The 25,158-nt window shown below is 71.1% G+C and carries 28 protein-coding genes, 1 tRNA gene and 1 riboswitch; of the genes, 4 read left to right on the plus strand and 25 right to left on the minus strand.

Annotated elements, in window-relative coordinates:
• Nucleotides 1–65: 65 nt before the first annotated feature.
• Together AC1QRC_RS12855 and AC1QRC_RS12860 are read right to left on the minus strand one after the other, a co-directional pair.
• Nucleotides 66–1,097, minus strand: a complete 1,032-nt coding sequence (locus AC1QRC_RS12855; RefSeq protein ID WP_484203690.1) for an SGNH hydrolase domain-containing protein — start codon at nt 1,095–1,097, stop codon at nt 66–68.
• Nucleotides 1,090–1,899 carry an alpha/beta fold hydrolase gene (locus AC1QRC_RS12860; RefSeq protein WP_484203691.1) on the minus strand — a complete coding sequence of 270 codons (810 nt, stop codon included), beginning with the start codon at nt 1,897–1,899 and terminating at the stop codon, nt 1,090–1,092. Before AC1QRC_RS12860 ends, AC1QRC_RS12855 begins: the two co-directional genes overlap by 8 nt.
• 29 nt (nt 1,900–1,928) lie before the next feature.
• Here AC1QRC_RS12860 and AC1QRC_RS12865 point away from each other — a divergent pair, with 29 nt between their 5' ends.
• Nucleotides 1,929–3,080, plus strand: a complete 1,152-nt coding sequence (locus AC1QRC_RS12865; RefSeq protein WP_484203692.1) for a methyltransferase domain-containing protein — start codon at nt 1,929–1,931, stop codon at nt 3,078–3,080.
• A 29-nt stretch (nt 3,081–3,109) separates the two neighbouring features.
• On the opposite strand, the gene AC1QRC_RS12870 is transcribed toward AC1QRC_RS12865, so the two are convergent.
• On the minus strand, nt 3,110–3,730 hold the full coding sequence (locus AC1QRC_RS12870; protein WP_484203693.1) for an L-threonylcarbamoyladenylate synthase: 621 nt from the start codon (nt 3,728–3,730) through the stop codon (nt 3,110–3,112).
• Between the two features lie 152 nt (nt 3,731–3,882).
• Between AC1QRC_RS12870 and AC1QRC_RS12875 the strand changes: the two genes are divergently transcribed.
• Nucleotides 3,883–4,572 (plus strand): DUF3592 domain-containing protein, encoded by a 690-nt coding sequence (locus AC1QRC_RS12875; protein WP_484203694.1) that lies wholly within the window; start codon nt 3,883–3,885, stop codon nt 4,570–4,572.
• A gap of 7 nt (nt 4,573–4,579) precedes the next feature.
• Here the strand turns inward: AC1QRC_RS12875 and AC1QRC_RS12880 are convergent, their stop codons facing one another.
• The 13 genes from AC1QRC_RS12880 to clsA form a co-directional block, all read right to left on the minus strand.
• A complete protein-coding gene (locus tag AC1QRC_RS12880; RefSeq protein WP_484203695.1) occupies nt 4,580–4,720 on the minus strand; it encodes a hypothetical protein in 141 nt (46 codons plus the stop codon).
• 104 nt (nt 4,721–4,824) lie between these two features.
• Complete coding sequence (locus AC1QRC_RS12885) at nt 4,825–5,247, minus strand: OsmC family protein (protein ID WP_484203696.1); 423 nt, start codon at nt 5,245–5,247, stop codon at nt 4,825–4,827.
• A gap of 45 nt (nt 5,248–5,292) precedes the next feature.
• Nucleotides 5,293–6,834 (minus strand): glutamate-cysteine ligase family protein, encoded by a 1,542-nt coding sequence (locus AC1QRC_RS12890; RefSeq protein WP_484203697.1) that lies wholly within the window; start codon nt 6,832–6,834, stop codon nt 5,293–5,295.
• Between the two features lie 107 nt (nt 6,835–6,941).
• A complete protein-coding gene (gene gcvP / locus AC1QRC_RS12895; protein ID WP_484203698.1) occupies nt 6,942–9,869 on the minus strand; it encodes an aminomethyl-transferring glycine dehydrogenase in 2,928 nt (975 codons plus the stop codon).
• Between the two features lie 81 nt (nt 9,870–9,950).
• A riboswitch (glycine riboswitch) is annotated at nt 9,951–10,045 on the minus strand.
• Nucleotides 10,046–10,119: 74 nt separating this feature from the next.
• Complete coding sequence (locus AC1QRC_RS12900) at nt 10,120–10,701, minus strand: MerR family transcriptional regulator (protein ID WP_484203699.1); 582 nt, start codon at nt 10,699–10,701, stop codon at nt 10,120–10,122.
• 158 nt (nt 10,702–10,859) lie between these two features.
• On the minus strand, nt 10,860–11,375 hold the full coding sequence (locus AC1QRC_RS12905; RefSeq protein WP_484203700.1) for a bifunctional nuclease family protein: 516 nt from the start codon (nt 11,373–11,375) through the stop codon (nt 10,860–10,862).
• 72 nt (nt 11,376–11,447) lie between these two features.
• The gene (gene ftsR / locus AC1QRC_RS12910; RefSeq protein ID WP_484203701.1) at nt 11,448–12,188 is read right to left on the minus strand and encodes a transcriptional regulator FtsR; all 741 of its coding nucleotides are present in this window, start codon (nt 12,186–12,188) and stop codon (nt 11,448–11,450) included.
• Nucleotides 12,185–12,661, minus strand: a complete 477-nt coding sequence (locus AC1QRC_RS12915) for an FHA domain-containing protein (RefSeq protein WP_484203702.1) — start codon at nt 12,659–12,661, stop codon at nt 12,185–12,187. The genes ftsR and AC1QRC_RS12915 overlap by 4 nt, the downstream gene beginning before the upstream one ends.
• A 47-nt stretch (nt 12,662–12,708) precedes the next feature.
• Nucleotides 12,709–13,098, minus strand: coding sequence for a glycine cleavage system protein GcvH (gene gcvH, locus AC1QRC_RS12920; protein WP_484203703.1), 390 nt, complete (start codon nt 13,096–13,098; stop codon nt 12,709–12,711).
• A gap of 66 nt (nt 13,099–13,164) precedes the next feature.
• The gene (locus AC1QRC_RS12925) at nt 13,165–13,878 is read right to left on the minus strand and encodes a DUF881 domain-containing protein (RefSeq protein WP_484203704.1); all 714 of its coding nucleotides are present in this window, start codon (nt 13,876–13,878) and stop codon (nt 13,165–13,167) included.
• Nucleotides 13,878–14,210 (minus strand): small basic family protein, encoded by a 333-nt coding sequence (locus tag AC1QRC_RS12930; RefSeq protein WP_484203705.1) that lies wholly within the window; start codon nt 14,208–14,210, stop codon nt 13,878–13,880. The genes AC1QRC_RS12925 and AC1QRC_RS12930 overlap by 1 nt, the downstream gene beginning before the upstream one ends.
• Nucleotides 14,207–15,076: a DUF881 domain-containing protein gene (locus AC1QRC_RS12935; RefSeq protein WP_484206637.1), complete on the minus strand. Its 870-nt coding sequence runs from the start codon at nt 15,074–15,076 to the stop codon at nt 14,207–14,209. Before AC1QRC_RS12935 ends, AC1QRC_RS12930 begins: the two co-directional genes overlap by 4 nt.
• Before the next feature lie 2 nt (nt 15,077–15,078).
• Nucleotides 15,079–15,723 carry a cardiolipin synthase ClsA gene (clsA, locus tag AC1QRC_RS12940; RefSeq protein ID WP_484203706.1) on the minus strand — a complete coding sequence of 215 codons (645 nt, stop codon included), beginning with the start codon at nt 15,721–15,723 and terminating at the stop codon, nt 15,079–15,081.
• A gap of 112 nt (nt 15,724–15,835) precedes the next feature.
• Here clsA and AC1QRC_RS12945 point away from each other — a divergent pair, with 112 nt between their 5' ends.
• Together AC1QRC_RS12945 and nhaA are read left to right on the plus strand one after the other, a co-directional pair.
• Complete coding sequence (locus AC1QRC_RS12945) at nt 15,836–16,315, plus strand: VOC family protein (protein WP_484203707.1); 480 nt, start codon at nt 15,836–15,838, stop codon at nt 16,313–16,315.
• A gap of 104 nt (nt 16,316–16,419) precedes the next feature.
• Entirely contained in the window at nt 16,420–17,664 is a 1,245-nt protein-coding gene (gene nhaA, locus AC1QRC_RS12950; RefSeq protein ID WP_484203708.1) for a Na+/H+ antiporter NhaA, read from the plus strand.
• 73 nt (nt 17,665–17,737) lie between these two features.
• Here nhaA and AC1QRC_RS12955 read toward each other — a convergent pair.
• From AC1QRC_RS12955 to AC1QRC_RS12995, 9 genes are all read right to left on the minus strand, one after another.
• Nucleotides 17,738–17,811, minus strand: a tRNA-Pro gene (locus AC1QRC_RS12955).
• Nucleotides 17,812–17,984: 173 nt separating this feature from the next.
• Nucleotides 17,985–19,457 carry a ribosome biogenesis GTPase Der gene (der, locus tag AC1QRC_RS12960; RefSeq protein ID WP_484203709.1) on the minus strand — a complete coding sequence of 491 codons (1,473 nt, stop codon included), beginning with the start codon at nt 19,455–19,457 and terminating at the stop codon, nt 17,985–17,987.
• Nucleotides 19,454–19,966 carry a SufE family protein gene (locus tag AC1QRC_RS12965; RefSeq protein ID WP_484203710.1) on the minus strand — a complete coding sequence of 171 codons (513 nt, stop codon included), beginning with the start codon at nt 19,964–19,966 and terminating at the stop codon, nt 19,454–19,456. Before AC1QRC_RS12965 ends, der begins: the two co-directional genes overlap by 4 nt.
• Nucleotides 19,966–20,835 (minus strand): sulfurtransferase, encoded by an 870-nt coding sequence (locus AC1QRC_RS12970; RefSeq protein ID WP_484203711.1) that lies wholly within the window; start codon nt 20,833–20,835, stop codon nt 19,966–19,968. The genes AC1QRC_RS12965 and AC1QRC_RS12970 overlap by 1 nt, the downstream gene beginning before the upstream one ends.
• A 23-nt stretch (nt 20,836–20,858) precedes the next feature.
• Entirely contained in the window at nt 20,859–21,572 is a 714-nt protein-coding gene (gene cmk, locus AC1QRC_RS12975) for a (d)CMP kinase (protein WP_484203712.1), read from the minus strand.
• A gap of 37 nt (nt 21,573–21,609) precedes the next feature.
• Nucleotides 21,610–22,527, minus strand: coding sequence for a pseudouridine synthase (locus AC1QRC_RS12980; RefSeq protein WP_484203713.1), 918 nt, complete (start codon nt 22,525–22,527; stop codon nt 21,610–21,612).
• The gene (gene scpB, locus AC1QRC_RS12985) at nt 22,524–23,156 is read right to left on the minus strand and encodes an SMC-Scp complex subunit ScpB (RefSeq protein ID WP_484203714.1); all 633 of its coding nucleotides are present in this window, start codon (nt 23,154–23,156) and stop codon (nt 22,524–22,526) included. The genes AC1QRC_RS12980 and scpB overlap by 4 nt, the downstream gene beginning before the upstream one ends.
• Complete coding sequence (locus tag AC1QRC_RS12990; RefSeq protein WP_484206638.1) at nt 23,149–24,156, minus strand: segregation and condensation protein A; 1,008 nt, start codon at nt 24,154–24,156, stop codon at nt 23,149–23,151. The genes scpB and AC1QRC_RS12990 overlap by 8 nt, the downstream gene beginning before the upstream one ends.
• Nucleotides 24,157–24,242: 86 nt before the next feature.
• A complete protein-coding gene (locus AC1QRC_RS12995; RefSeq protein ID WP_484206639.1) occupies nt 24,243–25,058 on the minus strand; it encodes a ParA family protein in 816 nt (271 codons plus the stop codon).
• Nucleotides 25,059–25,158 lie beyond the last annotated feature (100 nt).

Here is a 25,158-nt window from a genome sequence, read left to right on the forward strand (position 1 = left end):
GTCGGGGCCCAGGAGAGCGCCGGCCGCTCCGGCCTGTGCGAACCGTTCTCACGTATAGCGAAGGATCATGAGGCGGGGGCCGAGTCGGTGAGGTCCAGCTCGAAGAGCTGCTGGTGCACCGGGTCGGTGAGCGTGGTGGCGTAGGTGGTCGTCAGGTGCGCCCCGTCGCCGTACACGACGACACCGCCGACCACGGGCGGGCACCGCGGGTCCAGCGACGAGGAGGGGCAGACCCAGTCCGCCACGTCGACCAAAAGCGCGCCGTCGGTCTGTGCGACCGCGTCCTCCAGGATCCCGCCCCCGGCCTCGTCCGTCTGCTCGTAGGAGCACTCTCGGACGTAGTCGTGGTCGCCGCCCTCCGGCAGCTCCTCCAGACACTCGGCCACGTGACGGGAGGGCACCGGCACGTCCCAGAACGCCACGACGTGGTCAGTCCCGGCGTCCAGCAGCTGTCGCCAGGTCGCGGAGAGCTCCTCCGCGGTCAACTCGCGCCCGTCCGTGACCTGGCCGGAGGTGAAGACCAGGTCGGGCGGGTCGGCCACCAGCTCCGCCAGGACCGCCTCGTTGTAGTCGCCGCACTCCGGGTAGCTCTCGGTCGGCACCGGAGGGTCGAAGGCGCAGGAGCTCTTGGTCAGGACGGTGACCTGCCAGCCCTCCCGGCGACCGATCTCCTCCAGCACGGGCACCCACACCCCGGCCTTGGACGAGCCCACCACCGCCACCTCGGTCGCGGCGTCCTCGGCTCCATAGGTGCAGCCCAGGATCTCGGTGTCTTCCTGCTCGACGTGACAGTCGTCGGCGTAGTAGCCGGGCTGGTCCTCGATCGCCTCCGCCGCGGTCCGCGGCAGGTAGTCGCCGGTGCGGCTAAACGCCTCCTCCGGGTCCTCCCGGACGGAGTCCCACCCAGCGCCGCGCAGCGCCCCGGCGCCCGGGGCGGATCCGCCGACGGGTCCAGACCCCTCGGATCCGCCCTCCCCCACCGACCCGGCCCAGGGCCGCCACAGCAGGAGCGCTGCCAGGACTGCCATCACCACCAGGGCAGCGCCGACCCGCCAGGTCGTGCGGCGGCGGGCGTCGACCGGCCCCGGGTCAGCCATCCGCACCGGCGCCGAGGAAGACCCGCAGCGCCGAGGTGAAGGCCGCGGGCTGCTCGGAGTGCACCCAGTGGCCGGCACTCTTGATCGTGAGCAACCGGGTCTTGGGGAAGAGACGCCGCATGACCGGCCCGTGCTCGTCCTTGATGTAGGGCGAACGCTGGCCCGCCACCCAGAGCACGGGGTGGTCGAAGGGGGGCTGATCGGTGTCGATGAACCCACCGATCGCCGGGAGCTCGCGACGCAGCAGGTCCAGGTTGGCCTGCCACCGGAAGCCGTCCTCCCCCGACCGCAGGTTCTGCAGCAGGAAGCCGCGCACGGTCGGCTGGGGGATCAGGTCGGTCAGCTGCCGGTCCGCGTCGCCGCGCCGCTCCAGGGCGGTCAGGTCCACGGTGGCCAGCGAGCCCAGCAGGTGCTCGAACTCGCTCATGTCGGTCGAGTCGGCGGGGGCGATGTCGACCACCACGAGTCGGTCCACCAGCTCGGGGTGGCGCAGCGCCAGGGCCATCGCGACCTTGCCCCCCATCGAGTGCCCGACCACGTGCACGGGTGGGCTGCCGGCGGACCCCTCGCGCAGGTGAGCGGCCACGGCATCGGCCATCTCGGCATACGAGACCCGCTCGGTCCACCCCGAGCGACCGTGGTTCGGCAGGTCGACCAGAAGGGAGGAGAACTCGGGCTGCAACGCCTTGGCGATCTGGGTGAAGTTCTTGCCCTGGCCGAACAGGCCGTGCAGGAACACCACCGGGGCGCCGGTGTCACCGACCCGGGTCGTGTGCAGGGGGATGTCGTCGTGCGCGGCCACGGCCACACCCTACGCACTACCCTGGGCGGGTGCCCGGCCCCTCCGTCCTCCACTGCGAGTACCACGCCGCGGGGCGCTGCCGCTCCTGCACGCTGCTGGGCACCCCCTACGGGCGCCAGCTCACCGACAAGCACGAACGGTGTGTGCGGGCACTCGCGCCACACGGCGACATCGCGTGGTCCGGCCCGGTCGCCAGCGCCCCGGCCGGCTTCCGCAACAAGGCCAAACTGGTGGCCGGCGGCACCCGTGGCGCCCCGACCCTCGGCATCCTCGACGCCCGCCAGGAGGGGGTCGACCTCAGCCGGTGCGGCCTGTACGAGCGCGGCCTGGCCGAGGTCGTCGGGTCCCTCACCGAGGTCGTGGGCAGGCTCGGGCTGGTCCCGTATGCCGTGTCCAGCCGCAGCGGGGAACTCAAACACATCATCCTGACGCACTCCCCCGACGACGAGCTGATGGTGCGGTTCGTGCTGCGCTCCCCGGGGCAGCTCGGCCGGATCCGGCGGCAGCTGCCCGACCTGGCCGCCGCCTACCCGGGTATCCGCGTGGTGTCGGTGAACCTGCAGCCGGAGCACGCGGCCGTCCTCGAGGGACCCGAGGAGGTCCTGCTGACCCCGGAGTCGCACCTGACCATGCGGGTCAACGGCATCCCGCTGCGGCTGCGCCCCCGCAGCTTCTTCCAGACCAACACGGCGGTCGCCGCCGCGCTCTACCGCCAGGCGAGCGCGTGGGTCGACGACCTGGACCCCGCCTCGGTGTGGGACCTCTACTGCGGGGTGGGCGGCTTCGCGCTGCACACGGCCCGTCGGCCCGGTGGCGGGGCCCGCGAGGTGCTGGGCGTCGAGTCCTCGGCCGAGGCCGTCGAGGGCGCCCGGTCCACCGCGGCCGCGCTGGGGGTGCCGGCGCGGTTCGTGGCCGCCGACGCCACGGCATACCTCGGGACGGGGCAGACCCCCGATCTCGTGGTGGTCAACCCTCCCCGGCGCGGGATCGGGCCGGACCTGGCAGCCCGGCTCGAGTCGTCCGGCGTCGAGCACGTGCTCTACTCAAGCTGCCACGTGGACTCCCTGGCCCGCGACCTGGCGGCGATGCCCTCACTGCGTCCGGTGCGCGCCCGGGTCTTCGACATGTTCCCGCAGACCGGTCACCTGGAGGTGCTCACCCTCCTGCGGCGCGGGGGCTGAGGCTGGCCGAGCCCGGCGGCGAGGCGCCCTTAGACGAACGGGGTGGTGTCGCCCGCACCCTCCCGGGTGACCTGCGGCGTGCCGTCGGAGAAGTCGATGACGGTGGTGGGCTCACTGCCGCTGACGTCGCCGTCGATGACCACCTCGACCTGGTGATCCAGGAGTTCCTTGATCGCCCAGCCGTGCTCCAGCGGCTCATCCTGGTCCGGGAGGAGCAGGGTGCTGGAGAGGATCGGCTCGCCGAGCTCGGCCAGGATGGCCTGGGTGATGCGGTGCTCGGGGATCCGCACGCCGACGGTCTTCTTCTTCGGGTGCAGCAGCTTCTTGGGGACCTCCGGGGTGGCCGGCAGGATGAACGTGTAGGGGCCGGGTGTGGCGGCCTTCACGGCACGGAACACCGCGTTGTCCAACTGCACGAACTGACCCAGCTGAGCGAAGTCCCGGCAGACGAGGGTGAAGTGGTGCCGGTCGTCCAGTCGCCGGATGTCGATGATGCGCTGGCGTGCTTCCGCATTGCCGATCTGCGCCCCGAGGGCGTAGCGGGAGTCCGTCGGGTAGGCGATGAGCCCCCCGTCGCGCAGGGCGGACACGACCTGGTCGACCAGGCGCGGCTGCGGGTCCACGGGGTGGATGTCCAGGAACTTGGCCATGCGCCACCCTAACCAGGTGTGGCTGCCGCAGCTGCGCCGCGGGTCGGACCGGCGTGGCGCGGTCAGTCGCACTGTCGGTGGAGTATGTCTAGACTCCGAGCAGGACAGCAGGTGGGTGACCCGGGGGGTTGCCCTGAGGGGAGGGAAACCTCATGAGTAGCGGCGACACCAGGAATCCGCCGCCGCCGATGGCCAACACGGTGCGGCGGCGTCGGCTGGGGCCGGGTGCCGCCCTGGCCGCCATCGTGCTCGGCACCACCCTGTGCGCGCTGTCCGGTGGGCTGCTCCGCAGCGGCTTCGCCATGTCGGAGAGCACGACGGCGGTGGTGCCCATAGGTGTCCTGGCGCTCGGCCTGCTGACGGTGGGCATGGGCGGGGCGCTCCTGCTCCGCGCGCTCGTCGATGAGGGCATGGCGCTGTCCTGGTCCATCGGAGGACTCGGCCTGGCCTTCCTCGGGGTGCCGCTGGGCTGGCTCATCATGGACCTCGGAGCAGAGGACTCGGCCTCGGGTGGTCCCTGGGTCCCCCTCATCATCGGCCTGGTGCTGGTCGCGATGGCGACACTCATGCTCCTGATCGGCTATCGCCGCCACCGGGTGCGCCGCCGGACCGAGCGGGACGGGCGGCGCACCCAGGGCACGGTGACCCGGGTGCGCCGGGTCGGCCACCGCGGTGAGTCGCAGCGGCTCGAGGTGACCGTGCGGTTCATCGACCAGCACGGTGCCATCCACTCCACGACGAGCACCACGGACGATCTGGTGCTGCACCCCGGGGAGTCTGTTCCCGTGGTCTACGACCCGCAGCGGCCCGGACGACGGGAGGCCGTCCTGCTGGACCTGTGAGGGTGCGTCACTGCTTGCCGGTGTCCTGCGTGGTGCCTCCGGTCGGTTTGCCGGGCTCGCCGTGCGTCCCCCACAGCGGGTTGCCGTGGCGGATCCGGTCGTCGTCGGTCGGCGGGTCCTGCGGGGTGGGGATCTGGGGGTCGGGCACGGGGTTCCTCCTGGTGGGTCGCGGCGCTGCTCGGCCGCTGTGGTCTCACACTGGCACACCTGAGGAGTCCGGGACAGCCCTGCTGATACACCCCCTCGGCACCGTCAGGACACCTCGAACGTCACCGGGGTCGGCAGCGCCACCGTGCGGGAGACGGTGCACAACCGGTCCCGGGAGCGCGCGACCGCATCCGGCAGCCTGTCGCGGGCGGCGTCGCCCTGGGCGCCCTCGGGGAACCGCACCGTGAACTCGACGCGGACCGAGGCCAGGTGGTTGCCATGCTCGTCGCGGACCTTCTCCCCCTCGGCAGCCAGGTCGAACGACGCCGGCTCGGCCAGCCGACTCGTCAGCAGGTCGACGTCGATCGCCGAGCACCCGGCCACCGCCGCCAGCAACAACTCCACCGGGGTGAAGTCCGAGGACTCCCCCGCTCCGATGGGCAGGGTGCCCCCGCGGTTGTTGGAGGCGAGGTATGCCGCGGGGCCGGTTCGCGTCAAAGTGACCGTGCGCAGGGCTTCAGAACTCATGCACCCAGCCTGCCACGCCCGGGTGCGGGCCTGCCGAGGCACGGCTCAGCCCGTGAGGACCACCGTCTCCTCCGCGTCGCTGTCGGCCGGAGCTGCCGGCGCCACCTCCGGCAGCGGCCAGGCGTGCACGGGGGTGTTGTCGTCCATGTTCGCCACGTAGTCGGCGAACATGGACCGTAGCGCCTCCGGTCGGGACTGCCCCGACGCCTCGTAGCGTTCCGTCGCGGCGACCTGCCAGCTCGCGCCGTTCGTCTGCCGCTGGCAGCGCTGCTCGATGACGTCGAGGTAGTGCGTGCGCACCTCGCGCCGCAGCCCGAGCCCGGCGAGCCCCTCGTCGGCGAGGGCCAACAGGTGCTCCGAGACCAGTTCGGTGGCGGGGACCTTGCCCAGCCCGGGCCAGCTGAGGACCGCCTCGATCCCGTGCATGGAGGCCTCGTCGAAATTGTCCGCAGCATCGCTGAACGGCATCTTCGTCCAGATCGGCCGGCCACTGCTCGTCATCTTCTCGAGCAGGCCGTAGTAGAAGCAGGCGTTGGCGACCATGTCGACCACGGTCGGCCCCGCGGGCAGCACGCGGTTCTCCACCCGCAGGTGCGGGGTGCCCTGGGCGTTGTCATAGATCGGGCGGTTCCACCGGTAGACCGTGCCGTTGTGCAGCTTCAGCTCACCGAGGGCCGGTGCGCCACCAGTCTTCAGCACCGCCACCGGGTCCTCGTCGGTCATCTCCGGCAGGAGCGCCGGGAAGCACCGCACGTTCTCTTCGAACAGGTCGAAGATAGAGGTGATCCAGTTGTCCCCGAAGTAGGCCCGGGGCCGCACTCCCTGGGCCTTCAACTCCACCGAGCGGGTGTCGACCATCTGGCTGAACAGCGGGACCCGCGTCTCGGCCCACAGCCGGCGGCCGAACAGGTAGGGCGAGTTCGCACCCATGGCGAGCTGGACCGCCGAGATGGCCGAGGCGGCGTTCCAGTAGGTCGGGAAGTCCTGGGGGGTCACCTGCTGGTGCAGCTGGACCGAGGTGCACCCGGAGAGCGGCCCGATGGTCTCGAAGTAGCTGGCGACCCGCTCCCCCGTCGGGCCCTCGATGTCCAGCTCCAGACCCTCGCCCCGCTCCCGCAGGATCGCATCGTTGAGGGCCAGGTATCGCACCCCGAGGCTGAGCCAGTCGGACTCGAACACCTCAGGGCCCAGCGTGGGCACGATCCCGATGGCGGTCACCTGCGCCCCGTGCCGGCGTGCGGCGTCCCCGGCCATCTGCAGCGACTGACGCAGGAAGCGCTCCAGCCGGTGCGCCTGGTCCCCCGCCATCGGGCGGGGAGGCACGTTCATCTCGATGTTGTAGCGCGCCACCTCGGACTGGAAGTCCCCGCCGCCGATGGACTCGAGCACCTGGTCGTTGACCAGGGCCGGCTGGAATTCGTGGTCGACAAGGTTCAACTCGATCTCCAGCCCCATCTGGGGACGGGTGAAGTCCCAACTGCGTTCGCTGAGCATCCGCTCGAAGACGTCGAGGTCCTGGAGGACCTTCTCGCGATAGCTCAGGCGCTCTTCGCGGGTGAACGCTGCGGAACTGACCTCTTGTCCCATGGCTGGCTCCTCTCCGGGGTGCTGGGACCGAGCCAACCACACCCGACCCCACGGGGCCAGTGGCGCGCCGGGACCAGTGGGGGCACCGGCGCGCCGACCGGGCCCGATCAGTCCTCGAACGCCTCCGGCGGCGGGCAGGAGCACACCAGGTTGCGGTCGCCGAAGGCACCGTCGATGCGCCGCACCGGCGGCCAGTACTTGCGCGTCGGGTCGACCCCGTCCGGGTAGACGGCGTGGGCCCGGGAGTAGTCGTGGTCCCAGTCCTCGGTGAGGCAGCGGGCGGTGTGCGGGGCGTGCCGCAACGCGCTGTCCTCCACCGACCCCGCCGCGTCGTCGATCTCGCGGCGGATGGCGATCATCGCCTCGCAGAACCGGTCCAGCTCGCCCAGGTCCTCGCTCTCGGTCGGCTCCACCATCAGCGTCCCCGCCACCGGGAACGACATGGTCGGTGCGTGGAAGCCGAAGTCGATGAGGCGCTTGGCCACGTCGTCGACGGTGACGCCGGTCTCCTTGGTCAGCTGGCGCAGGTCCAGGATGCACTCGTGGGCCACCAGACCGTGCTCGCCGGAGTAGAGGATCGGGTAGTGCTCCGCGAGCCGGGCCGCGATGTAGTTGGCCGAGAGCACCGCCACCTGCGCGGACCGGGTGAGGCCGGCGCCACCCATGAGCCGGATGTAGGCCCAGGAGATCGGCAGGATGTCGGCGGAGCCGTACGGTGCGGCGGACACCGGCCCGACCCCCGTCTCGGGGCCCGCAGCGGGGTCCAGCGGGTGGTTCGGCAGGTGCGGAGCCAGGTGGGCCCGCACCGCGACCGGACCGACGCCGGGACCGCCGCCACCGTGCGGGATACAGAACGTCTTGTGCAGGTTCAGGTGCGACACGTCGCCGCCAAACTCGCCGGGCCGGGCCAGCCCCATCATCGCGTTCAGGTTGGCGCCGTCAACGTAGACCTGCCCACCGGCCTCGTGCACCAGGTCGCACAACTCGGTGATGGTCTCCTCGAACACGCCGTGCGTCGAGGGGTAGGTCACCATGATCGCGGCCAGGTTGTCGCGGTGCTGGTCCACCTTGGTCCGCAGGTCCTCCAGGTCGATGTCTCCGCCAGGGGCGGACTTGACCACGACGACCTTCAGGCCTGCCATGACGGCGCTGGCGGCGTTGGTGCCGTGGGCGCTGGCGGGGATCAGGCAGATGGTGCGCTGGTCGTCGCCGTTGGCCAGGTGGTAGGCCCGGATGGCCAACAGGCCGGCGAATTCGCCCTGGGCCCCGGAGTTCGGCTGCAGGCTGACCTCGTCGTATCCGGTGATCTCACAGAGCCACTGCGCCAGCTGGGAGATCAGGGCCCGGGAGCCCTCGGTCTGGTCGTGCGGCGCAAACGGGTGCAGGGCCGCGAACTCCGGCCAGGTGATGGGCTCCATCTCCGTCGTCGCGTTCAGCTTCATGGTGCAGGAGCCGAGCGGGATCATCCCCCGGTCCAGGGCAAAGTCGCGCTCGGACAGGCGCCGCAGATAGCGCAGCATGGCGGTCTCGGAGTGGTGGCTGTGGAACACCGGGTGGGTGAGCACCTCGTCACGACGCAGGAACTGCTCGTCCCAGTCCGGCTCGTCCACCGTGGTGGCCTCCGCCGGGGCGTCGGCTCCGAAGGCCTCGAGCACCGCGTGCAACTGCCCCTGGGTCACCGACTCGTCGGTGCTGAGCAACACGTGGTCGTCATCCACCTGCCACAGGTTGACCCCCCGCTCCAGGGCGGCCGCGACGACCTCGGCGGCCCGCCCGGGCACGTGGACGGTCAGGGTGTCGAAGAACCGGTCGGTGAGCACCTCCACCCCCGCCGCGCCCAGGGCGGTAGCCAGGTGCAGCGCCTTCGCGTGGGTCTCCAGGGCGATCCGGCGCAGCCCCTCGGGCCCGTGGTACACGGCATACATGCTGGCGATCACGGCGAGGAGCACCTGGGCGGTGCAGATGTTGGAGGTGGCCTTCTCCCGGCGGATGTGCTGCTCGCGGGTCTGCAGCGCCAGCCGGTAGGCCGGACGTCCCTCGGAGTCCTTGCTGACGCCGACCAGGCGGCCCGGGAGCGTCCGCTCCAGGCCACTGCGCACACTCATGTAGCCGGCGTGCGGGCCGCCGAAGCCCATCGGGACGCCGAGCCGCTGGCTGGTGCCCACGGCCACGTCCGCACCCCACTGCGCGGGTGCGGTGAGGAGGTTCAGGGCCAGCAGGTCCGCCGCGGCGGTGACCAATCCCCCAGCCTCGTGGACCGCCTCGGTGAGCGCGGTCCAGTCACGGATCTGCCCGTCTGCACCGGGGTACTGCACGATCGCGCCGAAGACGGCCCTGCCTTCCGCCGCACCGGACAGCGTCTCCGCGTCCTGCACCCCGGTCAGGTCGGTGCTCACGACATCGAGGCCGAGCGGCACCGCCCGCGTCTGCAGCACGGCCAGGCTCTGCGGCAGCAGGTGCTCATCGACCAGGAGCACGGCGTCGGCGGCGACCTTGCTGGCCCGGCGCATCAGGGTCATCGCCTCGGCAACTGCGGTCGCCTCGTCCAGCAGGGACGCGCCGGCGGTGGGCAGCCCGGTCAGGTCCGAGACGACGGTCTGGAAGTTCAGGAGCGCCTCGAGGCGACCCTGGGAGATCTCGGGCTGGTAGGGGGTGTATGCGGTGTACCAGGCCGGGTTCTCCAGGACCTTGCGGAGGATCACCCCGGGGGTGTGTGTGCCGTAGTAGCCGAGTCCGATCATGGAGGCATTCACGGTGTTGCGCCCGGCGTAGGACTGGAGCTCGTCGAGGACGGACTGCTCGGAGGGCGCCGGCTGCAGGTCGAGCGGGCGGTCGGTGCGGATCCCCGTCGGGACGGCCGCGTCCACCAACGTCTCCAGGGAGTCATAACCCAGGACGCCCAGCATGTGCTCGACGTCGCTCTCGCGTGGTCCGATATGACGACCCACGAAGTCTGCGAGGGCTCCTGCGGGTAGCGGGCCGGCATCGCGGGTGACCACGTCGGGACGGGCGGTGGTGTCCTGCTCGGGGTTCATGAGGCTCCTTTGACGAAGTGCAGGCTGCCTCCCCCTCTGTCCGGCTGCCACGGGTCCGCGGCGGGGCCGTTCCAGAGTTGCCTCGTCCGCGCGGTCCGGGCGCCTGAGAGCTTCCGGGGAGTTTGCCCCTTCGGCGCCTCACCAGGGTGTGGTGAGGTCTCTCCCGCGCGGCGTCGCAGGCGGGGCCAATCTATCAGCAGTGGACCGGGCCATCCACGGCGTCCGGGCGGGAGCGCCGGGGCTGGAACGGTCAGCCGGAGCGCCGGGCGCGACGGCGCTGGGACAGCTCGTCGGCGGGGTGGTCCGCGATCTCCTCGGCACGCTCGGACGGGAGGGAGGACAGTGTGCCCTCCACCTCGCGCCAGACGCTGCCGACGGCGATCCCGAAGACGCCCTGGCCTCCCCTGACCAGGTCGATGACCTCGTCGTCGCTGGTGCACTCGTAGACGCTGGCGCCGTCACTCATCAGGGTGATGTGGGCCAGGTCCTGCACGCCGCGCTCGCGCAACTGGTTGACCGCGACCCGGATCTGTTGCAGGGAGACCCCGGTGTCGAGCAGGCGCTTGATGATCTTCAGGACCAGGATGTCCCGGAAGCTGTAGAGCCGCTGCGTGCCCGACCCGGAGGGGTTGCGCACGGACGGCTCCAGCAGGCCGGTCCGGGCCCAGTAGTCGAGCTGGCGGTAGGTGACGCCGGCGGCGCCGCAGGCCGTCGGACCGCGGTAGCCGATGCCTTCCTCGAGGGCGGGGATGTCGTCGGTGAAGAGCAATCCCTGGGCAGGCTCGTGCCCGCTCGCTCCCTTGTCACCGCGCACTTCGGCTCCCGTGCCCACGGCATCCTCCTGGATCGATGGGGCGGTTCGCGTCTGGCACCGGGAGGCGCCGACACCGCACAGATCACAACGTCAGTATTTACTGACGGTAGGCCCAGCCAGCGAGAACGTCAACGACCGACGCGCCCCGGAGGTGGTCCGTCCGTGTGGCACAGGTCTCACCCGGGGCCCGGCTCCTGGCCCGGCTCACGCCCAGCCTCGAAGTCCTCGGCCGAGACCGAGTCGAGGAACTCGCGGAACCGTTCGACCTCGTCCTCATCCTCGTCCTCGTCGTCCTCCATCGCCAGGGTGACGCCCGCCGCATCGAGCACGGCGTCGGTGGCCACGATCGGGGTGGCCGAACGCAGCGCCAGGGCGATCGCGTCGGAGGGACGCGAGGAGATCTCGGTCGCGCCGCCGTCCAGGACCAGCACCGCGTAGTAGATGTTGTCCTCCATCGAGGTGATCTGCACCTGGTCCAGGGTGTGGCCCAACGTCTGCAGGACGGTGACCATCAGGTCGTGGGTGAGTGGCCGCGGCGGGGTGACGCCCTGCTGGGCGTAGGCGATCGCGGTGGCCTCGGGGGCCGCGATCCAGATCGGCAGATACCGCTGCCCCTCGCGTTCCCGCAGGAGCACGATCGGGTTGTTGGAGGGCATCTCCACCCGGACGCCGAGCACATCGAGTTCCTTCACCGGAACTACGCTACTCGCTGTTGCTGTGATGCGCGCCGTGGTGGGTGGCCCGACCGGCGCGCCCCCTCCCGGTCAGCGGCGGCGCTCCAGGCCGGCCCGCACCAGGGCCACGTGCAGGGCCAGGGTGTGGCCGAGCAGCTCGGCCTGCACGGCGTCCGGGTCGCCCCCCTCGGCACCGCGGGCGCGACGGCGGCGCAGCGGCTCCAGGATCTGCTCGGTCAGGCCCACCTCGCGGTCCGCAGCCACCCGGAACAGCCGCAGGTGCCGGGGCTCCAGTCCGAAGGAGGCCAGGGCCGCGCACTGGCGCGCGATGTCGACGTCGTCGGCGCCGTGGCGTCCGGCGGCGTCGAGTTGGAACAGCCCGTAGGCCTTGAGCGTGGCGTAGCCCGCCTGGTCCAGCCCGCTCTGCTCGCGCAACTCTGCGGGGCTGAGGCGGACCGAGCGGCGGCGACGCAGGTCCTCCGGTGTGGGCAGGGCCTGCGCGGCCGGGGCGCCACGGCCAGAGTCCGGGGGCACGGCCGAGGGCTTGTCCGGCTCCAGGCCACGGTCCATCCGGTCCAGCGCGTCCTTGATCACCTTCAACGGCCAGAACCGGTCCCGCTGGGCACTGAGCACGTAGCGCAGTCGCTCCAGGTCCTCCTCGGAGAACCGTCGCAGGCCGGACTCCCGGCGCTCGGGGCAGACCAGACCCTCGGACTCCAGGTAGCGGATCTTGGAGAGGGTGAGGTCGGGGAACTCAGGCTGTAGGCGCTTGAGCACCCCCCCGATGGACATACCCCGGTCGGCGTGCTGCGCTCCCCCGGCCAGAGTCACTGGCGACCGAGGTAGTAGACGAGTCGGAACTTGCCGATCTGGACCTCGTCGCCGGGCTCGAGCGTGGCCTCGTCGATCCGCTCACGGTTGACGTAGGTGCCGTTCAGGGAGCCGACGTCCCGCACCTGGTAGCCGTCGCCCTCCCGGGCGAACACGGCATGCCGCCGGGAGACCGTCACGTCGTCGAGGAAGATGTCGCTGTCCGGGTGGCGGCCCGAGCTGACCTCGTCGGCGTCGAGCAGGAAGCGCGCGCCGGTGTTGGGCCCGCGCAGCACGATGAGCAGGGCGGTGCCGGGGCGGAGGGCCTCGACGGTGCGCTGGTCCTCGGTGGAGAGCCGCGGCGGATCCTCCTCGAAGCTGTGCTCCACCGGGGGCAGGTCCACGCCCAGCGGGATCCGCGCCGTCGTCGGGTCCACACCAGGGTCGTGGTGCTCCCGTTCCCGATCGCTCACTGCGCGCCTACTTCCTCCCATGGCGGACCCGGGGGCCCGCGGTGACTGGTGCTGCAACTCTAGTCGAGTCAGTCGATGTGGCCCTGGTAGCCCTCGACGTCCAGCAGACCGTCCAGGGCGGCACCGTCGGACAGGCGCATCTCGAACATCCAGCCCTCGGCATACGGGTCGCTGTTGATCAGCTCCGGCGTTTCGTCCAGCGCACCATTGACGTTGGTGACCTCGCCGTCCAACGGGGCGTAGAGGTCACTGACTGACTTGGTGGACTCCACCTCGCCGCAGGCATCCCCCGCCGTGACCGTGTCCCCCACCGCCGGCAGGCTGACGTAGACGACGTCCCCGAGGGCATCCTGCGCGTAGGCGGTGATCCCGACCCGCACGACGCCCTCGCCGAGGTCCTTCACCCACTCGTGATCCGTCGTGTAGCGCAGGTCCTCGGGGTAGTCCAGGTCGCTCATGGGTCTCCTCATTCTGCTGGTGCGGACGCCGGGAGTGCTCCCGGCAGGGCTTCCTCGCGGCACCCCTCAGGGCTCCTCGGAAGGTACGGGTTGAGCGTAACGAGGCTCATCAGCCTCGTGCAATGCATCGATCCTGAGTGTCGCACTGTCCAGCACCGTCACGCCGCCGCCCACCCGGCGGACACTGTCGGTGAGACCGCCCGGGATCGCCAGGGCGCCGGCCAGGGTGTGCGAGTCCCCGATCGCGGTGACCAGGTAGGGCGAGGTCAGCGGGACGCCCTCGACGGTCAGCTGCCCGTCGGGCGTGATGCCGACCCAGGTGGACGCGACGACGCGCACGCCCCCCACCTGGATGGCCTCCGCCCCGGCATCACGCAACTCCTGAATCAGGTCCACCATGATGGTCGTGGTGACGGTCCCGTCCGGGTCCTCGATCAGGATCGTGACCCCGGGCCCCTGGACCGGCACGGTGCCGGCCAGCACCTGGTAGCTCTCCAGCCGCGCCTGCGCCGCGGCCTGCACGTCGCCCGACCCGCTCTCCAACTGACGCCGGTCGTTCTCCAGCTGGTTGACCTCCTCCTCCAGGGAGTTCGCCCGGGTGGTCACGTCGTCCAGCAGCGCGATGAGGTCGGCCTCCCGCAACTGGGACAGGTCGGCCTCCTGGGTGGTCCGCACCTGGGCGACCAGGGCGAGCCCGAGCGCGAGGGTGAGGACCCCGATCAACAGGTTGCCCCCGGACAGTCGCGGCGAACGGCCGCGCCGGGGCGGTGTGCTGCCCATCAGGCCCCCAGCAGGTGCCGCCGGATCGCGGCGACGTTGGAGAAGATGCGCAGCCCCAGCACCACGACGACACCCGTGGACAGCTGGGAGCCGACGCCGAGCTGGTTGCCGAGGAACACGATGAAGGCGGCCACGACCACGTTGGTCAGGAAGCTGATGACGAAGATCCGGTCGTTGAAGATGCCCTCCAGCGAGGCCCGGAGCCCGCCGAAGACCGCGTCCAGCGCCGCGATCACGGCGATCGGCAGGTAGGGCTCCAGCCAGGTCGGCACGCTGGGCTCCAGGAGGAGGCCCGCGACGATGCCGACGACCAGTCCGAGCAGGGGAATCATCGGTGGTCCTCCTCAAGGTCAGGAACGGTGGAGACGCGGGTGGTCAGCCTGGTGGCAGCGGGCACGGTGACCTCCTCCGCGGAGACCACCTCCACACTCAGACGGTAGTCGTCGCGCAGCTCCTGGACGTAGCGGCCGGTGGCACCGTTCGACATCTCCTGGAGCAGCACCTCGGGATCGCCGATGGCCGAGACGACATACGGGCGGGCGAGCCCGCGGAAGTCCACGACGATCGCCTCCCCCGCGAACCGGATGGACGCCGTGGAGGTGAGCCGTTGGTCGTTGATGGAGACGGCCTCGGCCCCCCGGGACCACAGGCCGTTGACAACCACCTGCAAGTCGCGGGCGAGCACCCGTTCGTCCGAGCCGGCCGGTGCCAGGTCGTCAGACGGCGCCGCGTCGTCCATGGTGATGACCACGCCGGGACCCACCAGGGGTGAGGCGCCCGCCCGCAGGCCGGCCACCCGCAGCTCCTCCGTGAGATCGCCGGTGCTGTCCTGGGAGGCGGCGTCCTGCAACTGCTCGACCTCGCCGCGCAGCACGGCGATGTCCTGCACCATCTGGTCGCCGAGGTGTTGTTGCTCCTCGATCCGCTGCACCAGCTCCTGGCGCGCGCCCGCCGCCGCCGGGTCCGGCGACCGCAGCGTCTGTGCCGCCACCGTCAGCAGGAAGCCGAGCAGGACCGCGGAGACGATCAGCAGCAGGCTGTGCGATCCGGTCGACGCGGGGAGCCCACGCTCCTGCCGGGTCCGGGCGGCGGTGGCGTAGCCGGGGTCCAACGGGCGGTCGCGCACCTCCCGGAGCAGCGCCATCGACGCGCCCGGGTCCGGGTCGGGCCGTCCCCTGGGCAGGCGCCACCGTGGCATCCTCACGGGGTCACCGCCCCGCGTTGCCGGCGCCGCTGCCCCACCATGTCCGCCACCTGCACGGCATACATCCCCGCGCCGATCCAGTACAACGCGGTGCCCCACCAGACAAACGCCCACCCGACGGGGAGTGCCACGTCGGCCAGCCAGGAGTCACCGTGCGCCAGGAGCAGCAGCGGGAAGGCATAGACCAGGTTGAAGGTGGCCGCCTTGCCGACAAAGTGCACGGGCGGCACGGGCAGCCGGTAGTAGCGGGCGATCGGATACATCGCGGCGATGCAGGCGTCGCGGGCGACGAGCAGAAGCACCAGCCACCAGGGGATGATCTCGCGCCAGGCGAGCCCGAACAGGGTGGAGGCGATGTAGAGCCGGTCGGCGATCGGGTCGAGATACTGCCCCACCCGCGAGGTCAGGCCGAAGCGGCGGGCGATCTTGCCGTCCAGGTAGTCGGTGACGCCCGAGAGCATGAGGACCACGAGGGCCCACCCGTCCTGGTGCACCAGGATCAGCCAGAGGAACACCGGCACCCCGGCCACCCGCAACACCGACAGGACGTTGGGCACCGTGAGCCACTCGTCCCGGACGGGGACGACCTGCGGCCCGCGCCGCGGCTCCCCTCCGGTGCCGCTCCCCTCGATGTTGCTCACGGTGCACAGCCTAGGCTGCGCCGGACCGATGAGTCCGCAGTGTCGCCCCGGTCGGTCAGGAACAGCGAGCCCGACCGGGCTCCCGCGTTCCGAGCAGAGAGTGAGCACCGCCATGCAGACCCCGATCACCCCGTGCTTGTGGTTCGACTCCCAGGGCGAGGAGGCGGCCGCCTTCTATGTCGACGTCATCGAGGACTCCCGGATCGTCAGGACGACGCACTACACGGCCGACACGCCGAGCCACAAGCCGTTGGGCAGCGTGATGACGGTCGAGTTCGAGCTGAAGGGCCAGCCGTTCACGGCACTCAACGGCGGCCCGCACTTCACCTTCAACGAAGCCGTCTCCCTGCAGTTGGTGTGCGACGACCAGGAGGAGTCGGACCGCTACTGGTACGCCCTCGGCGAGGGCGGGGAGTTCGGGCCGTGCGGCTGGTTGAAGGACCGCTTCGGCCTGTCCTGGCAGGTCTACCCCCGCGAGCTCAACGAGCTGGTCTCCGATCCCGATCCGGAGCGGGCACAGCGAGCGACCCAGGCGATGCTGGGCCAGTCGCGCATCGACGTCGCCGAGATCCGGTCCGCGATGAAGGGCTGAAACCGCAGGTGCCGGACCGCTAGGGTGGGCCCCGGTGTGCCGGGAAGTCTGGTCGGCCGTTCACCGGAAGGACCGGTGGACGTATCGGATGCCGAGGTGCCCAGATGACTGCTCCCGACACCACTCTCCGGGCCCGGCTGGTGCGGGCCGTCTCCCAGGAGACCACGGCCGGCGCGCTGCTGTTCACCGCGGCGGTGATCGCCCTGGTCTGGGCCAACAGCCCGTTTCGCTCCTCCTACCAATCACTATCCGAGACAGTGGTCGGCCCGGCCTCCCTACACCTCGACCTGTCCCTGGCCACGTGGGCCGCCGACGGTGTGCTCGCGCTGTTCTTCTTCGTGGTCGGGCTGGAACTGAAGCAGGAGTTCGTCTCCGGCAGCCTGAGCAACCTGCGTGAGGCGGCCGTGCCGGTGCTCGCGGCCGTCGGGGGGATGGCTGTGCCGGCGCTGTTGTATGTCGTGGTGGTCACCTCGATGGGCGACCGCGAGGCGTTGAACGGCTGGGCCATCCCGACCGCGACCGACATCGCCTTCGCGGTGGCCGTGCTCGCCGTCTTCGGCCGCGGCCTGCCCCTGGCGCTGCGCACCTTCCTGCTGACACTCGCCGTGGTTGACGACCTGCTGGCAATCGTGGTGATCGCGGTCTTCTACACGGCCCAGATCAACCTGCTGGCCCTGGCCGGGGCACTCCTCACCGTCGTCGCCTTCGGCGTGCTCGCCAGGATGGCCCTGATGCGGTGGTGGGTCCTGCTGCCCGTGGCCCTCGTGGCCTGGGTGCTGATGCACGAGTCGGGAGTCCACGCGACCATCGCCGGGGTGCTCCTGGGCTTCGCGGTGGCAGCGCGCCCGGTCCACGGCGAGCACCACCCCCGCACGCACCAACTGGTGGAGCGGCTGCAGCCGTTGTCCTTCGGGTTCGCCCTCCCGGTCTTCGCCTTCTTCTCCGCGGGGGTGACGATCGTGGACGGCGACGGCATCGGGTCCGTGCTCGGGCAGCCGGTGGTGGCGGCCATCGTCACGGGCCTGGTCGTGGGCAAGATCATCGGGGTCCTGGGCACGACCCTGCTGGTGACCCGGCTGACCCCGCTGGTGGCACCAGGTGGGATCGGCGTGCGCAACCTCGTGCCCATCGGCTTCCTCACCGGGATCGGCTTCACCGTCTCACTGCTGATCGCCGAGCTGTCCTTCCCCGACAGCGAGGACCATCTCGCGGGCGCCAAGATCGGCGTGCTGTTGGCCTCGTTGATCGCGGCGATCCTGGGTGCGGTCGCACTGCGCCTGGAGGCCCGGAGGCTGCACCAGACCTCTTCCTCAGAGCACCAGGAGAGCGACGCCGACGACACCGCCTGAGGAGCTGAGCGTGCGGCGAGCTCGCCACACGTGACAAGCCCTGATGAGGATCTCTCCTCATCAGGGCTTTTCGTCGGGATGACAGGATTTGAACCTGCGACCCCCTGACCCCCAGTCAGGTGCGCTACCAAGCTGCGCCACATCCCGTGAGCTATTCAGTTGCGGGCCGCCCGGCCCAGGGCTCACTCAGGGAAGCACATCGGTGAGGATGGTCCGCCCGGACAACTCGTGAGCGACCTGAACCTTATCGCACCGGATCGGGTGACTCCGAATCGGCCGGCCCGCGCGGAGCAGCCCGCCGAGCGGGAGCTCCGGAGCCATCACCGTCGGCGCTTCTCCCGCACCCGGACCGAGATCTCGATCGGGGTGCCGGGGAAGCCGAACTCCTCGCGCAGCCGACGCTCCAGGAACCGCCGGTATCCGTGCTCGATGAACCCGCTGGCGAAGACAACGAAGCGCGGCGGTCGGGTGTCGGCCTGGGTGGCGAACAGGATCCGGGGCTGCTTGCCGCCCCGCACCGGGTGCGGGTTGCCGGCGACGACCTCGCCGAGGAAGGCGTTCAGCTTGGCGGTGGGGATCCGCTGCTCCCAGGACTCCAGGGACGTCTCGAGCGCCGGGACGAGCTTCTGCAGGTGCCGGCCGGTGAGGGCGGAGATGTTGACCCGGGGGGCCCAGGTGATCTGGACGAGGTCGCGCTCGATCTCGCGCTCCAGGAAGTAGCGCCGCTCCTCGTCCACCTCGTCCCACTTGTTGTAGGCCAGGACCAGTGCCCGCCCCGCGTCGATGACCTGCTGGATCACCCGGATGTCCTGCTCGGCCAGGGCCTCGGAGGCGTCGACCAGGACCACGGCCACCTCGGCCTTCTCCAGAGCGGTTTGGGTGCGCAGCGAGGCGTAGAAGTCGGCGCCGCGGGTCTGGTGGACCCGCCGGCGGATGCCCGCGGTGTCCACGAACCGCCACACCCGGTCCCCGAGCTCGATCAGCTCGTCCACCGGGTCGCGCGTGGTGCCGGCGACGTCATCGACGACGACCCGCTCCTCCCCCGCCAGCTTGTTCAGCAGGCTGGACTTGCCGACGTTCGGTCGACCCAGCAGGGCCACTCGGCGAGGCCCTCCCCGGGCGTAGGCGCCCCCGACCGCGGACTCCTCGGGCAACACCTCGAGGATCGCGTCGAGCACGTCACCACTGCCCCGGCCGTGCAGGGCCGACACGGGCCAGGGCTGCCCCAGACCCAGCGACCACAACGCGGCCGCGTCGGCCTCGGTGCGTTGGTCGTCCACCTTGTTGGCGACGAGCACGACGGGCTTGCCGGAGCGGCGCAGGAGCCGGACCACGGCCTCGTCGGTGTCGGTAGCGCCGACGGTGGCGTCGACCACGAAGAGCACGGCGTCGGCCAGTTCGACGGCCACCTCGGCCTGCTCGGCGACCCGCAGGTGGATCCCGCTGGCGTCCACCTCCCACCCACCGGTGTCCACCAGGGTGAAGTCGCGCCCGGACCACTCGGCGTCGTAGGCGACCCGGTCCCGCGTCACACCCGGCACGTCCTCCACGACGGCCTCCCGGCGGCCGAGGATCCGGTTGACCAGCGTCGACTTGCCCACGTTGGGCCGACCGACGACCGCCACCACGGGACGGGTGGCCGGGACCGAGTCAGGACGGGCGTCCGCGTCACCGGCGTCGACCAGTGCCAGGTCCTCGTCGGTGAGCTCGAACTCCTCCAGCCCGGCCCGCAGCGCGGTCTCGACGGCGCCGTCGTCCCCGGCGGGGGCGGTGGTGTCGGTCGGGTCTGTCACGGGGTCTCCTGCGTCGCTTCTGCGGCCGGGGCCGGGGGGAGGCTGGTGCGGGCCCGCACCTGCCGCTTGATCCTGCCCAGCATGCCGACCATGCCCCGCATCCGCAGCGGTGACACCGCCTCGGCGAGGCCGAACCGGTAGGGGGCGTCGTCGGGCACGCCCAGCACGTCCCTGGCGGGTAGCCCGTCCAGGCTCTCTCGCAGGATGCCGGCGAACCCTTTGGTCGTGGGCGCCTCGGCCGGGGCGTCGAAGAACAGGTGCACCGTGCGCTCGCCCTCCTCCTCGACCTCGACGGCGAGGAAGACGGGAGACTGGCACTCGTCCACCCGCTCCATCTGGTCCAGCTTGCCGGCATACCGCTCGGGCAGGCCGGGCAGTTCCTGGCTCAGCTCGAGCAGCAGCTGCAGCCGCTCCTGCTGGCTCACGGCGTGGAAGTCCTGCGCCAACTCAGCCATCGGACCGGGCAGGTCGTCCAACGCACCGGGTGCCCCGGCATACGAGCTCGTCATCAACGCTCCACCGGGACCCGGACGGAGTTGCCCCACTCGGTCCAGGACCCGTCGTAGTTGCGCACGGCGTCGAAGCCGAGCAGGTGCTGCAGCACGAACCAGGTGTGGCTGGAGCGCTCGCCGATGCGGCAGTAGGCCACGGTCGGCTCGGTCGGGTCCAGCCCCTGCTCCTGCAGGTAGATGGCCTCGAGCTCGGCGCGGGACTTGAAGGTCCCGTCCTCGTTGGCGGCGCGGGCCCACGGCACGGACTTCGCGCCGGGGATGTGCCCGCCACGCATGGCGCCCTCCTGCGGGTAGTCCGGCATGTGCAGCAGTTCGCCGGAGAACTCGCCCGGGGACCGGACGTCGACCAGCGGGCCGCCCAGGTGCGCCAGGACGTCCTCCTTGAACGCCCGGACGGTGCTGTCGTCACGCTCGACGACGGGGTAGTCCACAGCCTCCGGCGTCGCCACGTCCGTGGTCATCTCGCGGCCCTCGGCCACCCACTTGGCGCGGCCGCCGTCCAGCAGGCGGACGTCCTCGTGGCCGAAGAGCGTGATCACCCACAGCGCGTACGCCGCCCACCAGTTGTTCTTGTCGCCGTAGATGACGATGGTCGTGTCGCGACCGATGCCGCGCTCGCCCATCACCTGGGCGAAGCGCTCTCCGTCCACGTAGTCGCGGGTGAGCGGGTCGTTGAGGTCGGTGTGCCAGTCGAGCTTGAGGGCGCCGGGGATATGACCGGTGTCATAGAGCAGCACGTCCTCGTCGGACTCCAGCACGACCAGGCCGGGGTCACCGAGGTGCTCGGCGAGCCACTGGGTGGACACGAGCCGCTCCGGGTGGGCGTAGTCGCCGAACTCGGTCTGCGGGTCGGTCTGGGTGGTCATCGGGTCCTCCGTCGGGTGGGGGGTCACTGGGTGGTCTCTCCGTATGCCGTGGCGCTGGCGGCCTCGAGCACCGCCGCCACTGACTGGGGGAACGTCAGGGAGGAGGTGTCGATTCCGACAACCCCCTCGGCGGGCTCGAAGAAGGCCGAGACGGTGGCATCGTCCCGGTCCCGGCGCACCACGAGGTCGTGGGTCGCGGCGATCGCCTCGGCGTCCGCGGAGTCGTAGAGCTCGCGGGCGCGGCGGGCGAGCCTGGCCTCCTCGGACGCGGTGAGCAGCACGCGGACCTCCGCGTCGGGTGCGACCACCGTGGTGATGTCGCGGCCCTCCACGACGATGCCCCGGCCGACCGCACGGGCCTCCTGGATGATGGCGCGCTGCTGCTCGCGCAACACCTCGCGCACACACAGGTTGGTGGCGACGGTGGAGACCACGGCCGAGGTCTCCTCGCTGCGGATCGCCTCCCCCACGTCGCGTCCCGCCAGGTGCACTGCCGGTGCCGAGGGGTCGGTACCCATCTCGAGGGGGAAGGTGCGGCACGCCTGCGCCACGGCGGCCTGGTCGGCCAGGTCGATCTGCTGCTCGGTGCACCACACGGCCAGCGCCCGGTACATCGCCCCGGTGTCCAGGTAGGCCAGCCCGAGCTCGCGGGCCACCGCCCGGGAGACGCTGGACTTGCCCGACCCGCTGGGTCCGTCCACGGCGATGGTGACAGGGGTGTCCAGCGTGCGGCTCATGGGGCACAAGCGTAGGCGACGCGGGAGGGTGACCCGCTCACAGACCAGCGGCCCGGTAGAGGGCGCCGACCTCCTCCTTGCTCAGGGCCCGCGTCTTGCCGGGTCGTAGCTCGGCCAACCGCACCGGGCCGACCTGGACGCGGGCCAGGGCCTGCACGGGGTGTCCCACCTCGGCGAGCAGACGTCGCACGACGTGCTTGCGACCCTCGTGCAGGATCAGCTCCACGATCGCCTTGCCGGGCTGGGAGTCCACCAACTTGAAGGAATCGACCGCGACCGGCCCGTCCTCGAGCTCGACCCCGGCCCGCAGCCGCTTGCCGACGTCGCGGGCGACCGGTCCGGGGACCTTGGCGATGTAGGTCTTGGGCACCCCGTACGAGGGGTGCTGCAGCCGGTGCGCCAGCTCGCCGTCGTTGGTGAGCAGCAGGAGCCCCTCGGTCTCGGCGTCGAGCCGGCCGACGTGGAACAGGCGCTCGGTCCGGTTGCCGACATAGTCGCCGATCGAGGGTCTGCCCCGGTCGTCGCTCATGGTGGACACCACGCCCAGCGGCTTGTTGAACGCCAGGTAGACCTTGTCCGCCTCCAGCACGACGCGGGTGCCGTCGACGTGCACCACCTGGCGGCCGGGGTCGACGCGGACGCCGAGCTCGGTGACGATCTGGCCGTCCACCTCGACGCGGCCCTCGGCGATCAGTCGCTCACAGGTCCGTCGGCTCCCCCAGCCTGCGGAGGCCAACAACTTCTGCAGGCGCACCCCTGACGGGTCGTGGACGTCGACATCGGGCACCGGTTGACGCGGGGCTGTCTGGCGCCGGGGGCCTCCCCCGCGTCCGCCCGCAGAACCGCCCGAGCCAGCTCTCGGCATACGGGATCCGCCGCGTTTGCCAGCGGGACCGCCACTGCCACCGCCGCGCTTGCCGCCCGGGCGTCCGCGCTTCTCACCCTGCGGACTCATGCCTGTCCCTCCGCCGCCAGCTCATCGAGCACTTCCTGGGCCGGGAGGTAGGGGGCCAGAGCCGGCAGGTCGTCCAGGCTGTCGAGCCCCATCCGCTGGAGGAAGAAGTCGGTGGTGCCATAGAGCACCGCTCCGCCTCCGGACTCCCCGTCCTGCCCCACTTCCTGCACCAGGCCGCGGGCCACGAGGGTGCGGACGACCCCGTCCACGTTGACCCCGCGGACGGCGCCGACCCGCGCCCGGGAGATCGGCTGCTTGTAGGCGATGACGGCGAGCGTCTCCAACGATGCCTGGGTGAGCTTGGCCTGCTGCCCGCCGAGGAGGAACCGCTCGACGACCGGGGCGTACTCGGGGCGGGTGTAGATCCGCCACCCCCCGGCCAGGCGCCGCAGCATGAATCCGCGTTCCTGATCGCGGTACTCCGTGGCCAGGGCGTCCAGCACGTCGACCACGTCGTCGACCGGGAGCTCCAGCGCGGAGGCCAGTGCGGCCTCGTCGATCGGCTCGTCGATGACCATCAGCACGGCCTCGACTGCCGAGCGGGCACCGCCGGGGAAGTCGTTGATGTCGAAGGCGACCTGCTCGATCTCGTCGGCCTCCGGGGGCGCGGCGCCTGATGGGTCAGTCATGGGATTCCTCGGTGCGGGCGTCGTCGTGGGATGGGTCGGTCTGGGGGCCAGCGGGTGCCTGCTCGTTGTGGGGCCTCGGGGGCGCCGTGGCGGCAGGAGCCTGATCGGTATCGGGGACCGCGTCGTCGAACTCGTCCTCGATCTCCACCGCACCGGTGTCCGGCCCCTCCCACTGCACGGACAGCTCGCCGAGGGCCTCGTCCTGCTGGAAGGACAGCAGCGACTCGCGGAACAGCTCCAACAGGGCCAGGAAACGCGCCACGATGACCAAGGTGGTGTCGGCGTCGGCCACCAGGTCGCGGAAGGTGGCGTGCCTGCGGCCGCGGAGGCGCTCCACCACGAGGGCGGCCTGCTCGCGCACCGAGACCTGTGGGGCGTGCAGGTGGGTCAGGCCCACCGTGGGTGGCTGGCGCGGGATCATCGCCCGGGCGGCGATCATCGCGAGCTGGTCGGGCGTGATGCTGAAGACCAGCTCCGGGAGGAGCCTGGTGAACCGGTCCTCGATGCCGACGTCGCGGGGGAAGATCCGGCCGACCGTGGACATCCTGCTGTCGAACTCGCTCGCGACCTGCTTGAAGGCGCGGTACTGCAACAGGCGGGCGAAGAGCAGGTCCCGGGCCTCGATGAGGGCCAGGTCCTCCTCGTCGTCCTCGCGGGTGGTGGGCAGCAGTCGGGCAGCCTTGAGGTCCAGCAGGGTCGCGGCGACCAACAGGAACTCCGAGGCCTGGGACAGGTCCCAGTCGTCGTGGCCCTCCTGCGCCTGACGCAGGTGGGCGATGAACTCGTCGGTTACCCGGGCCAGTGCGATCTCGGTGACGTCGAGCTTGTGCTTGGCGATGAGACCGAGGAGCAGCTCGAAGGGGCCCGAGAAGACGTCCAGGTGCACCTCGAACGGCGCGGCGCCCCGACGGGTGAGGACTCCCCCCGGTGTCTCGGCGGCAGGCTCGCCGGTGGTCTGGGCGGCGGGCTCCCCGAAGGCCTGGGCGGCAGCCGCCGCCAAATCCTCCGCGTCGGCCGGTCCCTCCGGACTGACCGGGCCTGGGGTGTCCGCCAGGTCGGGCGGGCCCGACTGGGTCTGCGACAAGGTCAGGGGGCGCCGCCGCGAGCGATGAGCTCGCGGGCCAGCTGGCGGTAGGCCTCGGCCCCGCTGTGCGTGCTGGCGTAGGAGGTGATGGGCTCGGCAGCCAGCGTCGCGTCGGGGAACTTCACGGTGCGGCTGATGACGGTGTGGAACACGGTGTCCTGGAAGTGGTCGACGACGCTGCGCACGACCTCCTTGGAGTGCAGCGTCCGGCTGTCGAACATCGTGGCGAGGATGCCGTCGATCTGCAGGCGCGGGTTCAGCCGCTCGGTGATCTTGTCGATCGTGTCGATGAGCAACGCAACCCCACGCATCGCGAAAAACTCGGTCTCCAGCGGCACGATGACACCGTGGGCGCAGGTCAGCGCGTTGACGGTGAGCAGCCCCAACGAGGGCTGGCAGTCGATGAGGACCACGTCGTAGTCGTCGAGCACCGGTCGCAGCACCCGCGACAGCACCATCTCCCGGGCCACCTCGCCCACCAGCTGCACCTCGGCGGCCGACAGGTCGATATTGGCGGGTAGCAGGTCCAACCCGTCCACGCGGGTGGTCTGGATCAGGTCGCGGACGTCGTGACCGCGCTCGACCAGCAGGTTGTAGACGGTGTGGTCCAACTCGTGGGTCCGCACGCCGAGACCGACCGACAGGGCTCCCTGGGGGTCGAAGTCGACGAGGAGCACGCGCCGGCCGTACTCGGTGAGGGCGGCACCCAGATTGATGGTGGTCGTCGTCTTGCCGACGCCACCCTTCTGGTTGCACATGGCGATGACCCGTGCGGGGCCGTGCCCGTTCAGGGGCTCGGGCACCGGGAAGTCAGGCATCGGCCGACCCGTCGGGCCGACCTGGCCGGACCCGACCGTCTCGGTCCCCGGAAGCCGGTCGTGCTGCTTGCCGCCGCCCGCGCTGGCCGCGTCCTGCGTC

The organism is Ornithinicoccus sp., from assembly GCF_057176825.1.

What these genes read in the sequence shown, in the direction of transcription:
- AC1QRC_RS12855 (WP_484203690.1), bottom strand. Translation starts at nt 1,097, where the DNA reads ATGGCTGACCCGGGGCCGGTCGACGCCCGCCGCCGCACGACCTGGCGG.
- AC1QRC_RS12870 (WP_484203693.1), bottom strand. Translation starts at nt 3,730, where the DNA reads ATGGCCAAGTTCCTGGACATCCACCCCGTGGACCCGCAGCCGCGCCTG.
- AC1QRC_RS12875 (WP_484203694.1), top strand. Translation starts at nt 3,883, where the DNA reads ATGAGTAGCGGCGACACCAGGAATCCGCCGCCGCCGATGGCCAACACG.
- AC1QRC_RS12885 (WP_484203696.1), bottom strand. Translation starts at nt 5,247, where the DNA reads ATGAGTTCTGAAGCCCTGCGCACGGTCACTTTGACGCGAACCGGCCCC.
- AC1QRC_RS12890 (WP_484203697.1), bottom strand. Translation starts at nt 6,834, where the DNA reads ATGGGACAAGAGGTCAGTTCCGCAGCGTTCACCCGCGAAGAGCGCCTG.
- gcvP (WP_484203698.1), bottom strand. Translation starts at nt 9,869, where the DNA reads ATGAACCCCGAGCAGGACACCACCGCCCGTCCCGACGTGGTCACCCGC.
- AC1QRC_RS12915 (WP_484203702.1), bottom strand. Translation starts at nt 12,661, where the DNA reads ATGGGAGGAAGTAGGCGCGCAGTGAGCGATCGGGAACGGGAGCACCAC.
- gcvH (WP_484203703.1), bottom strand. Translation starts at nt 13,098, where the DNA reads ATGAGCGACCTGGACTACCCCGAGGACCTGCGCTACACGACGGATCAC.
- AC1QRC_RS12925 (WP_484203704.1), bottom strand. Translation starts at nt 13,878, where the DNA reads ATGGGCAGCACACCGCCCCGGCGCGGCCGTTCGCCGCGACTGTCCGGG.
- AC1QRC_RS12930 (WP_484203705.1), bottom strand. Translation starts at nt 14,210, where the DNA reads ATGATTCCCCTGCTCGGACTGGTCGTCGGCATCGTCGCGGGCCTCCTC.
- AC1QRC_RS12935 (WP_484206637.1), bottom strand. Translation starts at nt 15,076, where the DNA reads ATGCCACGGTGGCGCCTGCCCAGGGGACGGCCCGACCCGGACCCGGGC.
- AC1QRC_RS12945 (WP_484203707.1), top strand. Translation starts at nt 15,836, where the DNA reads ATGCAGACCCCGATCACCCCGTGCTTGTGGTTCGACTCCCAGGGCGAG.
- nhaA (WP_484203708.1), top strand. Translation starts at nt 16,420, where the DNA reads ATGACTGCTCCCGACACCACTCTCCGGGCCCGGCTGGTGCGGGCCGTC.
- AC1QRC_RS12965 (WP_484203710.1), bottom strand. Translation starts at nt 19,966, where the DNA reads ATGACGAGCTCGTATGCCGGGGCACCCGGTGCGTTGGACGACCTGCCC.
- AC1QRC_RS12970 (WP_484203711.1), bottom strand. Translation starts at nt 20,835, where the DNA reads ATGACCACCCAGACCGACCCGCAGACCGAGTTCGGCGACTACGCCCAC.
- cmk (WP_484203712.1), bottom strand. Translation starts at nt 21,572, where the DNA reads ATGAGCCGCACGCTGGACACCCCTGTCACCATCGCCGTGGACGGACCC.
- AC1QRC_RS12980 (WP_484203713.1), bottom strand. Translation starts at nt 22,527, where the DNA reads ATGAGTCCGCAGGGTGAGAAGCGCGGACGCCCGGGCGGCAAGCGCGGC.
- scpB (WP_484203714.1), bottom strand. Translation starts at nt 23,156, where the DNA reads ATGACTGACCCATCAGGCGCCGCGCCCCCGGAGGCCGACGAGATCGAG.
- AC1QRC_RS12995 (WP_484206639.1), bottom strand. Translation starts at nt 25,058, where the DNA reads ATGCCTGACTTCCCGGTGCCCGAGCCCCTGAACGGGCACGGCCCCGCA.